Source organism: Staphylococcus simulans (assembly GCF_047037175.1).
GTDB classification, from domain to species: Bacteria; Bacillota; Bacilli; order Staphylococcales; family Staphylococcaceae; genus Staphylococcus; species Staphylococcus simulans_C.
In genome coordinates this window covers 2379217-2399112 of sequence record NZ_CP178241.1, presented here as the reverse complement: position 1 = coordinate 2399112, position 19896 = coordinate 2379217, and the positions used below count along the sequence as shown (strand labels likewise).

The following is a 19896-nucleotide window of genomic DNA, read 5'->3' as shown; positions in this document are numbered from 1 at the left end:
AAAAGTAATCGTATAGTACTTTTGAAACTAATATGTATACCATCTTCACACTAGCTTCAAATAAATTTTACCTTCCTAAAAAGAAAATAGCACAAAATTTACACCACTACAATTATATTTACAAAATCTTAACATTTGGACATGTTTGTAATGTTCAATCACTTTGCTAAATTTGCCATAGTTCTAAAATCTACGAGGAAAATGACACTTTCCTCTCTCTTAAAATTTTACCTAACTTCCCCATTCTTACACATTCCTGCTAAAAAAAATACACCGAAAACTCAATCTTTCAAGTTTCCGGTGTTAATTTACTTTTCTATACTAAATTGACTGTTTTATCGTACGTTTTGTATGAATATATGCAATCACCGCAAATAAAGCATAAATCAATGTATACACAGCCATGACAATAAAGACTGGAGAATGATCATCAGAGCCCATTAACTTTAAGAATGACCATGATGCAAAATACGCATGTGCTAAACCAATGACCAGTGGTAGACCGAAGTTAAACAGAATTTTTAGTTTTAAACCACGACGCATGTCATCTTGGGTATAGCCTAACTTTCTCAATATTTTAAAGCTATCGATTTCATCTGTTGTTTCATCCATTTGTTTAATGTAAATGATACAACCTGCTGCAATTAAGAAAGCAATACCTAAGAATGCTGCAACGAATAAGAACATACCTGTATGCTCTCTATTATCCTTAGCTATTTCTTCTCTCGTATCATATCCTGGGTTCACTTCATCCAATGCTTTAGCAGCTGCTTTCATTTGAGATTTATCTTTGATAGTAAAGCCGTATTGTGGTGAAAGATCGTCTTTGTGAATTGGTGCTTTTTCTTTCAATAAGCGATAATCTTCATCATTCACGACTAACAATACGCCGCCTCGTAACGTCATTAAACTGAAACGCGTATCCACGTTTGTAGGTTGTACTTTCACATGCACAAGTGGTTTTTGATTTTTATCTTTAAATTCTACAAAAGAATCGTCTGTAATTGACTTTAAGAATTGGCCTGTCCCAAAAGGTTGTGAGAGTTTAGCGGTATGATCAGAAAGTCCTACATTTCCGACATATTTTTCACTTGTGACACGCATACCTATCATATTGCTGATACGTGAATTATATAAATTATTCTTCTGATCTTGTATCATTACTAGTTCTTTATAGTTTAAGTCATAAGCAATATGATGTTTTTTTAACGCTTTTTCATATTCGTCTACATCATGTTTTGATTGTAAAGTCACATCATATGGTGCAAACAAATTAAGTTGTTCTTTTGCTAATTTCATTTGTATCGCAGCAAAACAAAGGACCGTCACAGTAATCGCAGAAATTACCGCAATAATTGTTAAAGATAAAGCGTTCTTTTTCATACGATACATAATAGATGAAGTGAAAATGACATCATTAATTGAAACTTGTCCTTTTTTACGTTTCTTCAACGTCTTAAACAATAAAGAAACTGTACTTCTAAAGAATAAATATGCCCCGAAAATTGTCAGGAATAAGATTAAGAATGGCATCACCATTAAAGCTAATGATTTAGTATTAAGTGCCAAGACATAACCTGAAATAATCATAATAAGGCCAACAAGACCGCTGATAGTTTCAAGTACTGTGATTTTATTTGTTTTAACATCCGTCGTGCGGCGAGTCTGCATTAATTTTAATATCGAGCGTTTCTTAATAAAGATCGCATTTTGAATAATAACTAAGACGTATGCAAGCACTAACATCAATGTCGTTGCGATAACGGCTTGTAAACTAAAGTTCAGGTGTACAGATTCATTCATCTGCATCAGTTTTGTCACAATTAAAAGCAATAATCTTGAACCTAACAGGCCGACAACCATACCGATAATACCTGTAATGATAAATATTGCGAATTGCTCTAACATCGTCATACGCACAACATTAGCTTTCGTTAAACCGATCAATTGATAGAGCCCGAGTTCTTTATCTCTCTGTTTAATGAAGAGCTGGTTCACATACATTAAAAAGATAATGATGATAATAAACAAAACGACACTACCTATACTTGCGCCTTTTTGTATTAATTTTGATGAATCACTATTATTAATCGCATTCGTATATTTTAACGTCACAAAGCTGAAGTAGAGCGAGATACTCATAATTAATGAAAAGAGATACAGTCCATAATGTCTGATGTTTTGTCTTAAATTCTTTAATACGATATGTTTAAACGTCATAAGACACACCGCCCAAGACGCTTTGTGCTTGAATGATTTCTTTATAGAACGCTTGTTTAGAACGTTCACCTTGATACAACTCAGAATAAATTTGACCATCTTTCAACATAATGACACGGTTTGAATAACTCGCAGCGGCCGGGTCATGTGTCACCATTAAAATCGTAGTATCAAAACGTTCATTCATCGTTTTCAATCGTCTTAATAGATCTTGTGCACTTTTAGAATCTAATGCGCCTGTAGGTTCATCTGCGAAGATAATGGCTGGACGTGTGATAAATGCACGCGCTGCAGAAACCCTTTGTTTCTGACCGCCTGAAACCTCTGATGGATACTTGTCTGCTAAACTTCTAATACCTAATGTTTCTGTTACTTCTTCAAAACGTGCTTCCACTTCTGTTTTAGATAATTTTTGAATCGATAACGGCAACATAATATTTTCTTTGATTGTCAATGTGTCTAATAAATTATAATCTTGGAAGATAAAACCGATTTCTTTTTTGCGCACTTCTGACAGTGCTTTATTGCTTAAATTTTGTAATTGATGTCCATTAAGTTCAACTGAACCTTGAGTAATATAGTCAATGGAACTTAACATATTCAATAACGTCGTTTTACCAGATCCTGAAGGCCCCATAATTGAGATAAACTCACCTTTGTCTACTTTAAACGAGATACCTTTTAGCACTTCTTGCGCCACATGCTTATTTCCAAATACTTTTGTTAAATTGGATACTGTTAGAATTTCCATTTTTTTGCGCTCCTTTTTCTTTTAACACTTGTATTTATAGTGTACGCATAAGTGATTAGATGGTCGTTGATTTGAGATGACAAAACGCATGTTTAAAGTGACGATTTTGTCACTTCAGACATACGTTCCAACATTTCGTTCTGTTTTGGGAAGACAAAGGTTACCGTTGTGCCCTCGTTTGAAACTGATTTAACAGTAACTTGTATATGTAATGGACGCTTAATTTGATCCACTAAATATAACCCTAAGCCTGAAGATATTGTTTCATGTCGATGTTTAGTTGAGGTAAAACCACGTTCAAAAATCCGCGGCAGATCTTGAGAAAGGATGCCGCGCCCCGTATCTTTGATTTCAAGCACACTATGCCCTTCTATTTGCTTAGAAGTAATGCTAATCTCTGTACCCGCTTCACTATATTTAACCGCATTAGAAAGGATTTGACGTATCATCATCTTGCACCATTTCATATCTGTAAAGACATCATCATCCGCTTCAAAATTTAAATCAAATCCGATACCTCGTTGTCTGCAGATATTGCGTGTTAATTGAATCTCTTCAATAACCATACGTTTTAACGATACTTGTTCAAAGTATAAATCTTGATGTTTCTGACTTAGGCGTGCTATATACAATTGCTGATCTAACATTTCATTCATGCGGGACCATTCAAACAACAAAGCATTCCGACGTTGTGTATCTTCTTCATGATCTATCATTAATTTTAAGGCGGTCAACGGGGTTTTAATTTCATGCACAAATTCAGTCAAGCTTTGTTCATGTTCCTTTAATTGTACAGCTTGTTTCGATACGATTTGTTTTTGTCTTTGAATCATCACAAATAGATAGTTCAAAACTTCTTCATCCATAGGCGTATTAGCCGCTTCTTTATGTTTCAGTTCTTCTACTTCCTTCATTTCAGCCAGCTTTTTATTAAAACCTGTTTCGTAATGATAAGAAAAGATCAGAAAGACGCATGTGAAAATCACATTACATAATATGACATACATCACAGACTCCACAGATAAATCTGGATCTAACACAGCTAAAATAACGAGGAAGCCTTGGAATCCCGCAACCAAAACAAGCCAATTCAAGCGAGAGATTAAATAATTTGAGATGCGTTTAAATATTGTCATGTGCTAAATATCCTTTACCAACCCGTGTTTCAATCGCATGCTTCAAACCAAAGTCTGCTAACTTTTTACGCAAGCGATTGATGTTGACTGTTAACGTATTATCACTGACAAACGCTTCATCATCCCATAACGCTGTGATAATCTCATCACGGCTGACAATCTGATTACGATGCTTTAATAAGATTTCTAAAATCAGCATTTCTGTTTTAGACAGATGCGCTGTTTCTTGTCCTCTTTCTAACACACCTTTTCCAAGATCTACTTGGACATCGCCCCATGAGATAATACGTTGTTCTTCTAAATTGAATTGATACACACGACGATAAATAGCTTTAAGCTTCGCAATTAAGACATTGGTATAAAACGGCTTCTGCATAAAATCATCTGCCCCAAGTTCCATACTCATGACTTGATCCATCGGATTGTCTCTCGCTGATAAGAATAAGATTGGCACATTCGATTGATTACGTATCTCGCGACACCAATAAAACCCATCATATTTCGGCAGCTCCACATCCATAATAATGATTTCAGGTTGCTGCTGTTCAAAAGTTTCCATAACTTGATTAAAATCATCAATACCAGACACTTTCAAATCCCAATGTTCTAGCTCTTTCTTTAATTGTTCAAATAAGGATTTGTCATCTTCTACCAACAAAATCTTCATGTTATCACCTATTATTTTTATTTCAAAACTATTTCAAAACTATTTCATTTACATTTCACAAATTTTATCTTACACTTATCTTTGTGCGATTCTCTAACAATCATTGCGTTCTATCATTTTAAAGTAAAATGAAACTAAAAACGATGCAGACAATCGTCATTTACGCTATACTCAGTGTAATACTACCTTATAATATGGAGGGTGTCTATGGAACATACGATTAGAGAAATAAGTATCAATGATGCAGATGCATATATTGCTTTATTAAAAGATATCTATGATGAATCTAGCTATATGCTGTATAGTCCTGGTGAATATGTGCCATCACTTTCAAGTGCATTACAACAGCTTGAACACTTCATCACTTCTCCATCAAATACGATATATCTTGCAGAAATCGACGGCAAGTTGATTGGTTTTGCGATTGTCACATCTCGCGAATATGAACGTACACGCCACGAAACACGCGTGCGTATCGGTATTCGTGCACAATACCGCAGTAAAGGTGTTGGACAATCATTATTAAATGCCGTAGATGCATGGGCATACAACCATGACATTCGTCGATTAGAAGCATTAGTCGTCCCGCAAAATGAGCACGCTGTTGAACTATTCAAATCAGGCGGCTATCAAATTGAGGGCGAAATGCGCGATAAACTCAAAATAGATAATAAATATTATAGTGAATACGTTATGGCTAAACTCTTACACTAGTCTATATCCTGATATGCAGCATACATATCAGGTTTTTTTATTTACTCTCATTTTCCATTTTACATATAACCCACTTATTATCTTATAATAAAAAGAAGTATCTACAAAGCTAACCCCTTTGCGATACTTCTTTTTATATTAGTTGGATACTTTTAGAAACGTGTATCTTCTAATTTTTGTATGGATTTAACTGAATGGGTTCAAATTGTTCATCTGGATTCTTAATTGTTGTTGAGCTGGTATTTCTACTTAAGAAACGTTGAACAGAAAGCAGATTTTCTTTTGATTCCGGTAAATTCAAATGGAATTGATACTGGTGTCTTAAGTGGTGCGAACCATCAAAGAAAAGTGTATCCACTGACGTGCCATCCTCTTCTAAGACTTGCGCAAACTCTCTATTTTGACTGAAGAACGGATCTGCATCCCCAACAGACAAGAATGTCGGCGGATAATCTTTAGTGACATGTTCCACAGTCGACATTTCGGATAAATCTCTGAATTCCGTTTCCCATTCCTCTGTTCCTGTATAACTTCTCATAAAGAGTTGAATACGTGGAAACTCAGTTTCTCTTACTGTATTCATATTATAGAAGCCGCCGAAAAAGATAGCCGCACGGATATTTTTCGGTTTAAAGCGTTGTTTAAAGTTCATATCCTTTCTAAGTTGTTCATCTGTTTGAATCGCAGTATATTGACTGGATAGTTGAGCCCCTGCAGAATCACCGCCAAAGACCACTTGCGTAAAATCAATAGGTAATTGATGCGGATTCTGCTTCACAAACTTCACCGCTTGATCCATTTGAATCAAAGGTGTCGGATATTTATACTGTGGCGCAAGCGCATAATTAATATTTACGACAATGTAGCCCTGTTCTGCAATTTTGGATAAGAGCGGATTTTTATATTGCTTATCGCCTGCGATAAAGCCGCCGCCATGCATCCAGAAGATAACCGGCAATTTCACATCTTTATCTAGTTCTGCTGGCGTAATAATATCGAGTTGACTCTTCGGAAATGCTTTACTATATGTAATGTTATTAAAGACTTTTACATTATCATTGTTGATTGCTACTTTCGGCTTCATATTTTGTTTATGCTGATAATCCATATAGAGTTTTATACCAACACCGACAGCGATGCCTAACAACACGAAGATCATCGCACCGATTGCCAGCCATTTTTTTCTTCGACTGTTCATTTGATTACCAAGTCCTCTCTTTATTCTATCGGCAAGATAATTTCCAATTTGTATTTATTGTACTTTATATTTAAAGTCATCTCAAAGGGTGAAATCAAGAAAAATAGCGCAGCAAAATCTGCTGCGCTATACCTATTGTTTTTATCATTACTGCTTACAAGCAGTAAGTTGACCTTCGCTATTCATAATTCTCTGCTATATCTAGTAAATGTCACACATTGGGCAATTTATGCGATATGTTGTTCATTCTCTTTTTTACGTTTGAAATATTTCACTAACACACTAACAACAATCGCAAGTCCGATAACACCCATTGTTGGGTATAAGAAGTTGATCAGACTTGAGAAACCTACGAAACTTAATACGTAAGCGACAAGCATCATAATCACAATTAAGATGTGATATTTTTTACTGTATGGTGTTGTGAATCTTGCTGCGAATGAATAAAGCAGACCCAAAATTGTGTTATACATTACGGCTAACATGACAATTGATAATACAATCGTTACGATTGGATGAATACCATTTGCTAATGTCAATGTTGGAATAGCCGCGTCTTTGATTGCTGGGAATTCAGTTTGCAACGCAAATGTAATTAATGCTAATAGAATCGTATAGATGATACCGCCGAACATTGCACCGGCACCTGATACTTTTCTACGACTTGCGTCACCGCCGATTGCGACAATGGTACTAAAACCAACCGCAAACGCTAATCCGCCGTATACTGTTCCCATGATAATGCCCCAAAGCGGACTTGTCTTAGGCATTTCTGCGTTAATTTGATTAAATGGTACTTGTCCTTTAAATAAGTAAACACCCGCGATAATAATCACTAAGACGATTAAGAATGGCGTAACCACACCCAGTGCGCGGACAATCTTATTGAAGTCCATTAATAATGTAATATAAATGGCAATCACCATAATCAGTGAACCTAACCATGTCGGAATGCCATAACTTTCATGGAATGCAGAACCTGCCCCTGCAATCATTGTGACAGAAATTCCGAATAAGAAGAAGACCAGTATATAGTCGACGATCCGTCCAACGTATTTTCCAAATAAATATGCCAAAGTTGATTCGTGGTTCTCAGCATCGAAAGCCGTCCCTATTTTTGCGACCTGTCTTCCGATGAATCCTAAGATAACACCTGAAATTAAAACACCGATATATGCCCATAAGCCATATTCAGTGAAGAATTGCATAACCTCTTGGCCTGTTGAAAAACCTGCGCCGACGACTACACCGACATAGGCAAAGCCAATTTTTACTGTTTCTTTATTAAACGTCATAATAACGTTGAATACCTCCTCGTGTAATTAAAACAATGCTTGCCAACGTTAATACTTACTATCCATAGCGTTTGTTTCTGTTTTTTTCGAAAAAGGTCATTACTTATTCCATGAAAAGTATATAGTAACAATAAAACACTCAAGTGCGCAATAGCGCTTAAGTGTAATAACCCAAACACAACAATAAATTACCCTCTATTTGATAGATTTACTCATTAAACTTTATAAACATATACATTAGTAAAACTTATGGATAATAGTTTCTTATTCGCAAAATAAAAAAGGATATCTCGGTTTGAGATACCCTTCAATTCATTTAAATTCATTATTTTGCATCACGATTTTGGTTCAGTTCATCAATGCTGACCACCACGTTATCCATTCGTTTCGCTGTCTGTTTAAGGATATTGCGGGCTACGTTATTATTAGGATCTAATTTTAAGATCTGCTTAGAAATATCGAAAGCTTTTTTATCAGAAATAACAGGTTCAGGAATTGCATGGAGCAACAACATTTGTAGTAAACTCTTCACTTCTTTGCCCTCAGTGAGTTTTATGGAAGCATCTGCATGATAGTACGCAGAATCCAATGCACCTTCTAAGTCACTTAATGGATAAACAAGAAGTAAGAATGCTAAATCATGCATTTCAGCTGTTTCTCCATCTTTGATCATATCTAGGATACATGTATAAAACATAACACTTTCTACTTCATGCGCACTTGAAATGTAATGTTCTTCAAATTCCATAAAATCTGATTCGGACATTAATCGTTTCACAGATTCAAATTCGCCGTTTAAGACATGTCGCTTGATTAAATCTTTCATGCCAATGTCCTCCTATTGTTGAACAGATTTTATCTACAATTAATATTAGTTTACCATATTTTTTTGGATTTCACATTAATAACTATAACCTATAACAAAATTTTATGATATGACACCTTGAGGACATGTTGATGCATCGATGTTAGTTTTGTGATGCTGCTCTTTATCGCTCAATTACAACGTCTTATACTTTTGAATAATGTTTGCACAATAAATCGTATGTGACCAACATCGGTTTACCTGTACGCGGGTCTGTACTTAATTCAGCATCAATATTGAAACATCTTTCTAAAATATCTTTCGTTAAGACTTCTTGTGTATCACCGCTCGATACGATTTCGCCTGCTTTCATCGCAATCAAATGATCTGAGAAACGGATTGCTTGGTTGATATCGTGTAACACCATAACAATGGTACAACCTTGTTCACGGTTCAATTCTTGAACTAATTCCAAAATTTCTAATTGGTGGCTGATATCTAAATACGTTGTCGGTTCATCTAAGAAAATAATATCTGTTTTTTGCGCTAAAGCCATCGCAATCCACACACGTTGTCTTTGGCCGCCACTTAAATCATTGATTGCTCTATGTTTAAAGTCATACGTACCTGTTACTTTAAGCGCCCAATCAATTTCAGCTTTATCTTCAGCAGTTAAACGACCGAAGCCTTTTTGATGTGGAAATCTGCCGTATGAAACTAATTCGCCTGCTGTTAAACCATCTGCAACCTCTGGTGATTGCGGTAAAATAGCGATTTTCTTCGCAATTTCTTTCGTAGATTGTGTATGAATATTCTTACCATCTAATGTAATTTCTCCGCCTTTCACTGATAAAAGACGAGATAATGCTTTTAGTAATGTTGATTTACCGCAACCGTTAGGTCCGATAATAGACGTAACTTTACCGTCAGGGATTTCTACATCTAAATTATCAACAATTACATGATCCCCATATCCGATTGTTACGCGTTGACCATTCAAACGATTTGTCAATATACTTCATCCTCCATTGGATACGACATGAACCTTAAATACAGTTGTTAAAACTACCGTCTCTTTTCAAGGTATGCCGCAGAATTTGTTTCCATACTTTATCTCATTGCATCGATTTATAATGAACTCATGTAAAATGATTTCTTAAAAGCTTTAATACTTTTATCAACTACCGTTTTGTAATTGATAATCATTATCATAGGCTATATTATAACATTTTTTATACTGATTTCCTAACAATTCTTATGTATCAAAACGCAAGAAATCGAGACTTTCGCCTCGATTTCTTGTCCATTATTCATCTACTAAGAAGCCATTGCCATACACATCACGTACATCGTGAATCACTAAAAAGGCATTTTCATCAATTTGTCGAATTAAGCGTTTTGCTCTTGAAACTTGTGTTTTGCTGATGACAACATATAGAATTTCTTTATCCTCTTTTGAGAAATAACCGCGACCATCAATAATCGTTACCCCGCGTCCGATTTTTTGATCAATGACTTTCGCCACTTCATCAGGTCGACTTGAAATTACCGTCATCGCTTTCTTCGTATTCAAACCTTCAATTACGAATTCCATCACTTTTGTACCGATATATAGTGAAATAATCGTTACTAATAACTTGTTCACTGGAATCACTGTAAATGAAATCGCAACAACGATTAAGTCGAAAAATAGTAAAGCGTAAGATGTGCTGACATCTAAATATTTATGTGCTAAACGTGCCAGAATAGTCGTACCTGCTGTTGTTCCCCCTGCCAGTACAATCACGCCGATACCTAGTCCGACTGAAGCACCTCCGAAAACAGCATTGACAATGACATTACCCGTTTCCACATGCCACGATTCTGTTAAACTTAGAAAGATTGAAATTAAAACCGTCGCTAAAATTGTTAAGTACGTACTCCTTTTACTTAAGAACTTATAACCAATGACAATTAACACCGCATTCATCACAAAGTTTGTGATAGCCGGTGAAATATGGAAGGCATAATACAATACGATGGATAACCCTGTTACCCCGCCTTCACCTAATTGTGCGGAAATAATAAACGTATTAACCCCTGCAGAGAACATAAATGAACCAAATACGACTAACGCAAGGTCACGCCAAGTTTTTCGTTTCAAATCAAACCGCCCCCTTATAAAATTGTGTAGTTAAGATAAATACTAGCATAGCCAATCTGAACCAACAATGTAAAATCCCCAAATAACAGTCCTGACCACATTAGATTAATTATTCTGAAAATTTTGTTTACTTTGTGTTAAAGCTTTGCTATAATAAATTTCAACTTCCTTAATCAAGAGATTTAGGAAGTTATCTCCTTTGTGTTGTTTACAATAAACAAGCAAAATTTTCGCTCGAATGCACCATCAGTACCTAGTCCTTACTGATTACGTGCATCAAATTCATTTCCCGTTGAAAGCAGGTAATGTTTGTGTCTCCCCACATCCATTAACCTGTTTTCATTATGTTTAAAAAGAAAAAGCATTGCCTCCAGTCATAATGACCGAAGACAACGCTTCTAGTTATATGCTTACCAAGCGAACAATCCTACGAATGCTGCTGTAAGTAATGAAACTAAAATACCTGATAATAACATCATAGGTACATATTTTGAAACAAAATCAGATGTTTTCTTATCAACAATACCTTTAAGTGTCCCGATAATCATACCGATTGTTGAGAAGTTCGCAAAAGATACTAAGAACGTAGAAATAACTGCACGTCTGTGCGGATCATATGATTTAACTGCATCAGAAATTTGACCCATTACTACGAATTCATTTGTAACAATCTTCTTAGCCATTTGTTGTGCAACTGGCCATGCTTCGCTCCATGGTAAACCAAGTAATAATGAGAATGGTACCATGATGACACCTAAAATTTGGTCTAAACCAAAGCTGAATTTAACATTAAACCAACCAATCACTGTACCAGATAGTACGTGAATTAAGCGGTCAATTAAGTCAGCTAAAGCAACGAAACTGATCACAAATGCGATAATGATTAATACTAATTTACCTGCGTTAATAACTGAGTCGCCAAGGAATGAGAAGAACGGTTGACGTTCAACACCTTCTTGTTGGATGTGATAGATCACATCTTCGCGTTCTTCAACAGTTACTGGGTTTAAAATAGAAGTAACAATAATCGCATTGATAATATTAAGTGGAATCGCTGTTAAAACTAATTCCCCTGGAATCATTGTGACATACGCACCGACAATTGCACCTGATACTGAACTCATAGACATCATCGCAATGGTTAAGACACGCATTTCATTCATACGTTTTAACTGTTCACTTGAAACAGCTAATGCCTCTGTGTTCCCTAGGAACATCATTTCGATACCGAAGAAAGATTCGAACTTTGGTTGACGTGTAATTTTAGCTAACGCCCAACCGATCCAACCGATGAATTTCGGTAAAATATTAAAGTACATTAAAATATCAAATAAAGGTACTACTAATAAAATTGGGAATAAGGCAGCAACCGCCATATCCATTTGTTTTGTAGCTACAAAACTGTGGAATGCAAAGTCTGTACCAGCGTTTGCTGATTCAATCAACCATGCAATACCTTCTGCCATTTTAGAAACTGCCGCATTCCCCCATGGGAAGAAGACAAAGAACCATGCTAAGAATAAGTTTACAATGACTAAGATACCAATAGATTTCCATTGGATCGCTTTTCTATTTCTAGAGAAGAGCACTGCAATACCTAAGAATACAATCAAACCAACAATGTTGATAAGTAAATACATGTTACACCCGCCATTTCTTTTATTTAATTATGTACCAGTCCACACTGATAGAATTATAACCTCCCGATTTAATTCCCTATAATCCATACAATGTCCGCCTGTTACTTGAGATCTTTCGTATTTACAAATTGTAAAAAATTAAAGTGCTTTTTTAGTATATCATGTCATTCCTTACCTTTGAATGAGATTTTTGAGAAATCACATGAAAAATCGCTGATTAAAAATCCATTGTCATAATTCGTCTATATCTCAAAATCATTATAAAAATAAGGTTGAGACTTTTTCGTTTGTCTCAACCTTTATCATTAATCTGTTAGTTTTTGCGTCATCACAAATTCTTTATACTTTTCATGCGACTGCATTAATTCATGATGCTTGCCTATGCCAGTCACACGCCCACCATCTAAGAAGATGATTTGATCTGCTTTCATAATAGTAGAAAGTCGGTGTGCAATGACTACCGTTGTACGTTCTTTCATTAATGTCTCTAATGATTCTTGAATCTTTCTTTCACTTTCGCTATCTAAGTTTGCGGTTGCTTCATCTAATAATAAGATGTCAGGGTTTTTCACAAAGCTGCGCGCGATATCAATACGTTGGCGTTGCCCGCCTGAAAGTTTCAAACCACGTTCGCCCACTAATGTATCGTAACCTTCATCAAAATCCATGATAAAGTCATGACAATTAGCAAGTTGTGTATACTGCATTAATTCAGCATCAGTTACTTTTCGATTAATCCCATATAATATGTTATCTCTAATCGTACCGCTCATCATCGCATTCGACTGCATGACATATCCAATTTTATTTCGCCAATCTGACAGCGGTAATTGATAGATAGACACACCATTATAAAGAATATCTCCATGTGTAACATCATACATACGCTCTATTAAATTAAAAATGGTACTCTTACCTGATCCAGAGGGCCCTACAAAGGCTGTTACTTTCCCTGTCGGGATATCAAAATTCAAATCATGTAAGACTTCTTTTGAATCATAACCAAAAGAAACGGCTTCAAAAGCCATGTCACCGTTATCCAGTTTTTGACCCGTAGGCAAATAAACCTCTTCTAGCGGTTCTTGCATAATTTCATATATACGGCTGCTGGCACCGACAGCTTTCTTATAATCTGTCATCAATGTCGATAAGTTTACGAGTGGCATGGACATTTGAATCACATAGAAAATCATCGCAACAAGTGTTCCTGCAGTAATCGCTCCTGAAGAAATACGAATCCCACCGAAACCTAGGATAATCCCGATTGTCAGCAACATAATCAAACCAGAAATCGGTTGGATGACTGCCGCAATTTTCGCTTGTTTCAAGCCAAGCTTATAAATTTCTTTTAAATTCACATGTGCTTTATCCAGTTCCACTTGTTCCGTATTTGCGACTTTGACTAAACGCATTTCTGTTAAGACGCGACCAAGCAAACCACTGAAGTTAGCAATTTCTGCTTGTGTGCGTGTAGAAATCCTCTGCATCACACGACCTAAAGGAATCATGATAATCACAAATAAAGGAATCGTAATAAACGTTAGTAAAGTCATCTGCCAATCCATAATAAATAACATAATCAGTGAACCGATTAATGTGATAATAGAAGGCAGAACATTCGGCAACTTTTGAGAAACAAATTCGTTAATTACTTTGGTGTCATCTGTTAAACGACTCATCAACTGGCCGCTTTCGTTCACATCAAAAAAACGCATGCGTAATCGAATGATGTGTTCCCATACGACAGTACGAATCGCATAAATAATTTTTTCACCGATTTTACTGAGTAAGTATAAACCAATACCACTTAAAACCGCATTTAGCGCAAAAACTGCGATAAAGATTAAAATAAACTGCATATTAAAAGATGCGCCAGTAAATTTATCAACCATTCTTCCAGTGAATAAAGGAACGATTAAACCACTAATGCTCCCTAAGGAAGAAATAGAAACCGCAATCGCAATTAAACCGACGGGCCATGTCAGTTTCTTCAATAAGAATAAGAGTGGATTAGATTTTTTGTTAGTCTGTTTCATTTTCACGCTTACCTCAATTATAGTTTTATGTTTTCCAATTTACGTTGTTTCATCCCATATTTCACACACATTTAGACATCCGAGCACACTTCGGTCAGACAACCGTCAGACTGACGGCTTAATTTAATGCCGTTCCTTACATTTCTTGTTCTCTTGTATCAAACTACTTTTGTGATAAAATAGTTTTACTGTGAAATTATTATTGTTGAAGGACTGAAACATACATAATGAAAAAGATAGTAATACTGACACTGTTAATATTCTTCGTAAGTACCATTATAACACCATTTTCTAATGCAGACACTGAAACCAAATCACCTGTCCAAATCGCAAACGAGCGTGGCCAAAACATTGGGGAAGGTTTCGAACCAGAAAGCGCAGTGAATATCAGCCAAACTGGACAAATCCTCTATAATTATCACATGGATAAGAAATGGTATCCTGCTTCAATGACCAAATTAATGACGATGTATCTAACTTTAGAAGCTGTTAAAGAAGGCAAACTCTCACTAAATGATAAAGTGAAGATCACAGATAAACACTATGCGATGTCAACACTTCCTGAATTAAGTAACACGAAATTATATCCTGGTGAAACTTATACCATCGCTGAATTACTTCAAATTACTGTTTCAGCCTCTAGTAATGCGGCAGCGTTAATCTTAGCAAATGAAGTTTCAGATTCAACATCCGACTTCACCGACAAGATGAACGAAAAAGCCAAATCTATCGGAATGAACCATACACACTTTGTAAATCCGACAGGTGCTGAAAACAATTTATTGAAAAGCTTTGCGCCAGAACGCTATAAAGACGAGATGTCTAGTACCTCAACCGCAAGAGATTTCGCTATTTTATCGCAACGCGTAGTCCAAGATACACCTAAAGTACTTGAATTCACCAAAGCAATCGCACCTACACAACACGGTGTCACGTATTATACATTCAACTGGTCACTTGAAGGCTCTGAATTAAGCTTACCAGGAACCGATGGATTAAAAACCGGCTCTAGTGATATCGCAGATTATAACCATACTTTAAGTACCAAACGCGATGGTTTCCGTATTGATCAAGCCATCATGGGTGCAGGTGACTTCAAACACTTAGGCGGAGACAAAGAACGCAATAAAATGGGCAACAGCTTAATCAATCGCTCATTTGAACAATATAAATACGTGAAAGTCATGTCAAAAGGCGAACACAAAATCAACAATAAAACGTATTTTGTGAAAAAAGACTTATATGATGTCGTACCAAGCAATTTCAAACCAGATGATTATAAGTTCGTAATAGAAAATGGCAAATTACACATTGATTATGATAGACAATTTATCTCTAAAAATTATGGTCCGCCAACAGTAGACGTTCAACGTCCATTGATGCATAAAGCCACTACCATTGCGGAATCTTCATGGAATACTCATCCGATTCTGACAAGTTTAGGCGCCGCATTTATTGTTGCTGTGGTCGCATATATCATTTTTAAGATACTCTCAGCATTCAGCCGCAAAAAATAAAGTCAATCATATAAATAGAACACAAAAACAGAGATGTCGCTGTCAAAGCATTGACGGCAATATCTCTGTTTTTCATTTTATCTGGCATCTTTGCCATATAATTCTTTTTTAATTTGCGTCGTAGAAATACCTTCTGTACGTTTTAAGTAAATCACTTCGCATTTGTCTTTTAGGAAGTCGAACTCGCCTTCCCAATCATGACCCATCACAAATGTATCTACATCATAACGTTCAACATCTCGTTCTTTTTGACCCCAATCATCCTCAGGGATAACTAAGTCTACATAACGAATGGATTCTAACATCATTTTACGTTGTTCGTAATTGTAGTAAGATTTTTTATTTTTAATGCGGTTAAATTCATCTGTAGAGAGTGCCACAATCAGGTAGTCTCCCATTTCTCTTGCTCTTCTCAGTAATTCAATATGACCATAATGTAATAAGTCATATGTACCGTACGTAATAACTCTCTTCAAATTTAAACCCTCCTTCACAATTTTAAGCTACTGTAAAATTTAACACATTTCAGATTTTAATTCATACAAATCCCATATAAGCTTTTATTTTTTCAACGCACTTTTTAAAGCAGCACGCCCTCTAAATGCCGTTTGTTTAGGTACCAACTGTGCTTTGAACGCTAAATAATTTGGACGTCCGATACCGACTTTATTCAGTGTTTCACGCCATTGTCTGTAATAATGTAACGACCAGCCTTTACAGCCGCCTTCCATCACTTTAACAATTCTAAATAAAGCATCGCCGTCATAATGTGTCTTCTGCATACCTTCAATATATTGAATAACTGTATCTAGGAGTTCTTGTGTCACTTTTGGTTTTTCAGTCACATAGGCTTGAAGCATATAGCTGACAATCAATTCATCCATGCGATAGCTGTAATATTGTTGAACATTGCGAAGTCTTAAGTAATCCATGACACGTCCACGCACAATATACGCATCATGCATATAATCAAAGAAACGTTCAACACTGCGTGCTGTAATAGAGTTCTCTCGCACATTATAACCCGCAATAATATCTGGCAATAGTTGAATATCATGTGCTTGGTTAAAGGCATGTGCCATAAAGGTATGTTCTTCACAGAAGACAATATCTTCGTCAAAGCGTAAATCTTTAAAGCGCGCACTAAACATCTTGTCTCTTGGTCCAATCGACTGCAGCATCGCTGGACATTGTGCTAAATTGACCACTTCATCTTTTTTAATTTCTTCATGCGTTGGGAAAGTACGCCATTCCCCATGATAATCACGGCCTGTTTGCCCGATTACGATTTCAACATCATCGTTTTGTTCATAACGACGTGCCATCACATCGATGCGGCTCGGCAAGAATTCATCATCAGCATCTAAAAACATAAAGACATCGCCTGTAATATGCGATAATCCTACATTACGACTAGCGGCTGCGCCTTTATTAGATTGACTGATAATCTTAACGTGCTTATTTTCTTTTTGGAGCGTTTCAAGTGCTTCTAATGTGCCATCTGTCGAACCATCATTGATACAAATAATCTCATGATCATATTTCGTATCAATGGAGCTGACTGCTTTCTTAATCACTTCTTCTGAGTTATAAACTGGAATAATAATAGAAATTTTCATTGTTTCACCAATTCTTTTATATAATTTGATATTTGATTTAAAGTCTCATCTGTATTGTAATCATGCCATTCTTTAAACAGCGGCGGATAATATTCTAAACCTTCTTTTAACTTATGCAGCAAGTCCGTTTCATTATAGGCTTTATAATTTTCAGGAATTTGCCAGTAAAAATGATTTAAGCCGCGTTCTGCTTCATACTCTGCTTGGTCATAAACATAAAAGAGTGCCGGTTTATTCAATAAACTCGCTTCAATCGCGAGCGAACTGTAATCTGTAATAATGACATCCGCCATCATAAACAAATGCTGCGTCTCAATATCAGAAGTACTGCCTTGTCGTACAGCTGGATGTAATTGATTAATAATTGTATAACCTGGCAACTCTTGTTCAAAGTGCTGTTTATCAATCATTCTATTCGCAGCATGATGTTCGCGATAAGTCGGAACATAAACGGCAAGTTTATCTTTAATACCATAGTGTGCTTTCAATTTTGCTTGTTGTTGTTCTATATTAACTGTAAAGTACTGTTGCATTCTAGGCAAACCAAAGCGTAACATCTGATCTGGTTTTGCATCGAATGCGTTTCTGAAACAAATCTCCATCGGGTCTCCGCCGATGAGATAACGATCTGTCGCATTGTAAACACTTAAATACTGATCCACCATTTTCTTATTAGATAAATCGACTGCGTGGTCTTTCAGCCCAAAGTATTTCAAAGCCCCTGCCGCATGCCATGTCTGTATCACCGTCTGCCCTTTCTTCTTGCGATATCCGCCCATTAACAAGTAATAGTTATCAATGAATATCACTTGAGCAGTAGCCAAGGCTTTTAATTGTGCAATGACATTTTTATTATTGTTGATGACATAATGGATTCCGTCCAACTGTGTGACGTGTGCTTGATCTTCTGCTTTGCCAATCACTGTTAAGCGGTAACCGTCTTGGTGGAACCTTTGAATTAAAGGCCAAACATCCTCTTTAAAGCTCATAAATAACACAATATGGTTATTGTCTATTTTCTTATTAAACCACAAGGTATTACATACTTTGATAATGGTTAAGTACAGCTTCTTGATGACTTGTCTCATGTTTTTCACCTCTGCTTATTGTAAAAAAACTCCAAACACGCGAAAACATGCTTGGAGTTTACTCTTAAATAATCTTACATAAAGTCTGCAAATTGATCTCTGTAGCGCATGTGCAGAATTGAACCTACAAAGAATATAAATACGACAATAAATACGTTATAAAGTGCTAATTGCCAATGATCAATGAAGTACCAATTATGATATAGTACTGCTGCACGGTAAGATTCTGCGATGAAATAAATCGGATTCAACATCAAAATCTTTTGTACAATCGAACCTGGCTTCGCGACCCATAAAATAGGTGATGCATAGAATAACACACGCATGAGCGCTTGCATCATCATTTGTGTATCACGAATCAATACGCCTAGTGTCGACGTTAAAAGAGCGACAGCACTCGTCGCAATGTACGCGAATGGTACGTATAAGAATAATTGGATAATATGTATCGTTGGATAAATACCAGAAGCGATACAGAAAATAATAATAATCCCGAGTAATGCTAAATGTCCATATAATTTTGCGGTTACGGTATAAGTTGGAATAATCGATAATGGGAAATTCATTTTCGCCACTTGATTGTATTTCGATACAATCGAGCGTGTCCCATCTAAAATTCCTTGGTTGATAAAGAACCACATACTGATACCGACAAGCATCCAGAAGATGAAAGGTATCCCATCAACCGGTGCGTTCGTACGAATCCCGAATCCGAACACGAACCAGTAGACTAAAATTTGGATAAGCGGGTTAATCAATTCCCACGCCATACCTAAATAGTTGTTATGGTTAGCAATTTTCAACTCGAATTGTGCTAACCTTTGGACTAAATAAAATCCTTTAATATGTTCTTTTAGAACAGTAATTAATGCTCCCATGTTCAAACCACGCTTTCAAACGATTTGCGCATTTCATTACATATACTTATGTAATTTTTTCTCTATGCTTGAAATATATCCATCTCAACATTATACGTAATTATAATATAGAATGGAATAATTTTCATTACTAATGGCAAAGAAATGACTTTGATAACGAAAATAATGACCAATTCTTCAAGAAATGGT

General features: G+C 36.0%; 17 protein-coding genes. 2 read left to right on the top strand and 15 right to left on the bottom strand.

Translation table 11 applies throughout. The features are described 5' to 3' along the window. Positions 1-321: 321 nt before the first annotated feature. The 4 genes from ACFCT9_RS11585 to ACFCT9_RS11570 form a co-directional block, all read right to left on the bottom strand. Positions 322-2220 (bottom strand): FtsX-like permease family protein, encoded by a 1899-nt coding sequence (locus tag ACFCT9_RS11585; RefSeq protein ID WP_412519450.1) that lies wholly within the window; start codon positions 2218-2220, stop codon positions 322-324. After that, entirely contained in the window at positions 2210-2971 is a 762-nt protein-coding gene (locus ACFCT9_RS11580) for an ABC transporter ATP-binding protein (protein WP_412519448.1), read from the bottom strand. Before ACFCT9_RS11580 ends, ACFCT9_RS11585 begins: the two co-directional genes overlap by 11 nt. Before the next feature lie 92 nt (positions 2972-3063). Next, on the bottom strand, positions 3064-4107 hold the full coding sequence (locus ACFCT9_RS11575) for a sensor histidine kinase (protein ID WP_412519446.1): 1044 nt from the start codon (positions 4105-4107) through the stop codon (positions 3064-3066). Continuing rightward, on the bottom strand, positions 4094-4774 hold the full coding sequence (locus ACFCT9_RS11570) for a response regulator transcription factor (RefSeq protein WP_412519444.1): 681 nt from the start codon (positions 4772-4774) through the stop codon (positions 4094-4096). Before ACFCT9_RS11570 ends, ACFCT9_RS11575 begins: the two co-directional genes overlap by 14 nt. Before the next feature lie 207 nt (positions 4775-4981). Here ACFCT9_RS11570 and ACFCT9_RS11565 point away from each other — a divergent pair, with 207 nt between their 5' ends. After that, entirely contained in the window at positions 4982-5488 is a 507-nt protein-coding gene (locus ACFCT9_RS11565; RefSeq protein ID WP_412519443.1) for an N-acetyltransferase family protein, read from the top strand. A gap of 169 nt (positions 5489-5657) precedes the next feature. Here ACFCT9_RS11565 and ACFCT9_RS11560 read toward each other — a convergent pair whose 3' ends face one another. From ACFCT9_RS11560 to ACFCT9_RS11530, 7 genes are all read right to left on the bottom strand, one after another. Beyond that, positions 5658-6686, bottom strand: a complete 1029-nt coding sequence (locus tag ACFCT9_RS11560; protein ID WP_412519441.1) for an alpha/beta hydrolase — start codon at positions 6684-6686, stop codon at positions 5658-5660. A gap of 227 nt (positions 6687-6913) precedes the next feature. Next, the gene (locus ACFCT9_RS11555) at positions 6914-7981 is read right to left on the bottom strand and encodes a hypothetical protein (protein WP_412519439.1); all 1068 of its coding nucleotides are present in this window, start codon (positions 7979-7981) and stop codon (positions 6914-6916) included. 325 nt (positions 7982-8306) lie between these two features. After that, the gene (locus ACFCT9_RS11550; RefSeq protein ID WP_412519437.1) at positions 8307-8807 is read right to left on the bottom strand and encodes a hypothetical protein; all 501 of its coding nucleotides are present in this window, start codon (positions 8805-8807) and stop codon (positions 8307-8309) included. Positions 8808-8991: 184 nt separating this feature from the next. After that, on the bottom strand, positions 8992-9798 hold the full coding sequence (locus ACFCT9_RS11545) for an ABC transporter ATP-binding protein (RefSeq protein ID WP_412519435.1): 807 nt from the start codon (positions 9796-9798) through the stop codon (positions 8992-8994). A 294-nt stretch (positions 9799-10092) separates the two neighbouring features. Beyond that, complete coding sequence (locus ACFCT9_RS11540) at positions 10093-10878, bottom strand: YitT family protein (RefSeq protein ID WP_412521674.1); 786 nt, start codon at positions 10876-10878, stop codon at positions 10093-10095. Positions 10879-11339: 461 nt separating this feature from the next. Further along, positions 11340-12569, bottom strand: coding sequence for a NupC/NupG family nucleoside CNT transporter (locus ACFCT9_RS11535; RefSeq protein WP_412519434.1), 1230 nt, complete (start codon positions 12567-12569; stop codon positions 11340-11342). Positions 12570-12874: 305 nt separating this feature from the next. Further along, positions 12875-14605: an ABC transporter ATP-binding protein gene (locus ACFCT9_RS11530; protein ID WP_412519432.1), complete on the bottom strand. Its 1731-nt coding sequence runs from the start codon at positions 14603-14605 to the stop codon at positions 12875-12877. A gap of 227 nt (positions 14606-14832) precedes the next feature. Between ACFCT9_RS11530 and pbp4 the strand changes: the two genes are divergently transcribed. Further along, positions 14833-16122 (top strand): penicillin-binding protein PBP4, encoded by a 1290-nt coding sequence (gene pbp4 / locus ACFCT9_RS11525; protein WP_412519430.1) that lies wholly within the window; start codon positions 14833-14835, stop codon positions 16120-16122. A gap of 77 nt (positions 16123-16199) precedes the next feature. Here the strand turns inward: pbp4 and tagD are convergent, their stop codons facing one another. The 4 genes from tagD to ACFCT9_RS11505 form a co-directional block, all read right to left on the bottom strand. Then, positions 16200-16598: a glycerol-3-phosphate cytidylyltransferase gene (gene tagD, locus ACFCT9_RS11520; protein WP_002481425.1), complete on the bottom strand. Its 399-nt coding sequence runs from the start codon at positions 16596-16598 to the stop codon at positions 16200-16202. Positions 16599-16682: 84 nt separating this feature from the next. Beyond that, positions 16683-17741 carry a glycosyltransferase family 2 protein gene (locus ACFCT9_RS11515; RefSeq protein WP_412519429.1) on the bottom strand — a complete coding sequence of 353 codons (1059 nt, stop codon included), beginning with the start codon at positions 17739-17741 and terminating at the stop codon, positions 16683-16685. Further along, on the bottom strand, positions 17738-18829 hold the full coding sequence (gene tarB / locus ACFCT9_RS11510; RefSeq protein ID WP_412519428.1) for a teichoic acid glycerol-phosphate primase TarB: 1092 nt from the start codon (positions 18827-18829) through the stop codon (positions 17738-17740). Before tarB ends, ACFCT9_RS11515 begins: the two co-directional genes overlap by 4 nt. Before the next feature lie 74 nt (positions 18830-18903). Continuing rightward, complete coding sequence (locus ACFCT9_RS11505; RefSeq protein ID WP_412519427.1) at positions 18904-19707, bottom strand: ABC transporter permease; 804 nt, start codon at positions 19705-19707, stop codon at positions 18904-18906. Positions 19708-19896 lie beyond the last annotated feature (189 nt).

What these genes read in the sequence shown, in the direction of transcription:
- ACFCT9_RS11505 (WP_412519427.1), bottom strand. Translation starts at nt 19,707, where the DNA reads ATGGGAGCATTAATTACTGTTCTAAAAGAACATATTAAAGGATTTTAT.
- pbp4 (WP_412519430.1), top strand. Translation starts at nt 14,833, where the DNA reads ATGAAAAAGATAGTAATACTGACACTGTTAATATTCTTCGTAAGTACC.
- tarB (WP_412519428.1), bottom strand. Translation starts at nt 18,829, where the DNA reads ATGAGACAAGTCATCAAGAAGCTGTACTTAACCATTATCAAAGTATGT.
- ACFCT9_RS11535 (WP_412519434.1), bottom strand. Translation starts at nt 12,569, where the DNA reads ATGTATTTACTTATCAACATTGTTGGTTTGATTGTATTCTTAGGTATT.
- ACFCT9_RS11555 (WP_412519439.1), bottom strand. Translation starts at nt 7,981, where the DNA reads ATGACGTTTAATAAAGAAACAGTAAAAATTGGCTTTGCCTATGTCGGT.
- ACFCT9_RS11560 (WP_412519441.1), bottom strand. Translation starts at nt 6,686, where the DNA reads ATGAACAGTCGAAGAAAAAAATGGCTGGCAATCGGTGCGATGATCTTC.
- ACFCT9_RS11540 (WP_412521674.1), bottom strand. Translation starts at nt 10,878, where the DNA reads ATGTTCTCTGCAGGGGTTAATACGTTTATTATTTCCGCACAATTAGGT.
- ACFCT9_RS11515 (WP_412519429.1), bottom strand. Translation starts at nt 17,741, where the DNA reads ATGAAAATTTCTATTATTATTCCAGTTTATAACTCAGAAGAAGTGATT.
- ACFCT9_RS11575 (WP_412519446.1), bottom strand. Translation starts at nt 4,107, where the DNA reads ATGACAATATTTAAACGCATCTCAAATTATTTAATCTCTCGCTTGAAT.
- ACFCT9_RS11530 (WP_412519432.1), bottom strand. Translation starts at nt 14,605, where the DNA reads ATGAAACAGACTAACAAAAAATCTAATCCACTCTTATTCTTATTGAAG.
- ACFCT9_RS11550 (WP_412519437.1), bottom strand. Translation starts at nt 8,807, where the DNA reads ATGAAAGATTTAATCAAGCGACATGTCTTAAACGGCGAATTTGAATCT.
- ACFCT9_RS11565 (WP_412519443.1), top strand. Translation starts at nt 4,982, where the DNA reads ATGGAACATACGATTAGAGAAATAAGTATCAATGATGCAGATGCATAT.
- ACFCT9_RS11570 (WP_412519444.1), bottom strand. Translation starts at nt 4,774, where the DNA reads ATGAAGATTTTGTTGGTAGAAGATGACAAATCCTTATTTGAACAATTA.
- ACFCT9_RS11585 (WP_412519450.1), bottom strand. Translation starts at nt 2,220, where the DNA reads ATGACGTTTAAACATATCGTATTAAAGAATTTAAGACAAAACATCAGA.
- ACFCT9_RS11580 (WP_412519448.1), bottom strand. Translation starts at nt 2,971, where the DNA reads ATGGAAATTCTAACAGTATCCAATTTAACAAAAGTATTTGGAAATAAG.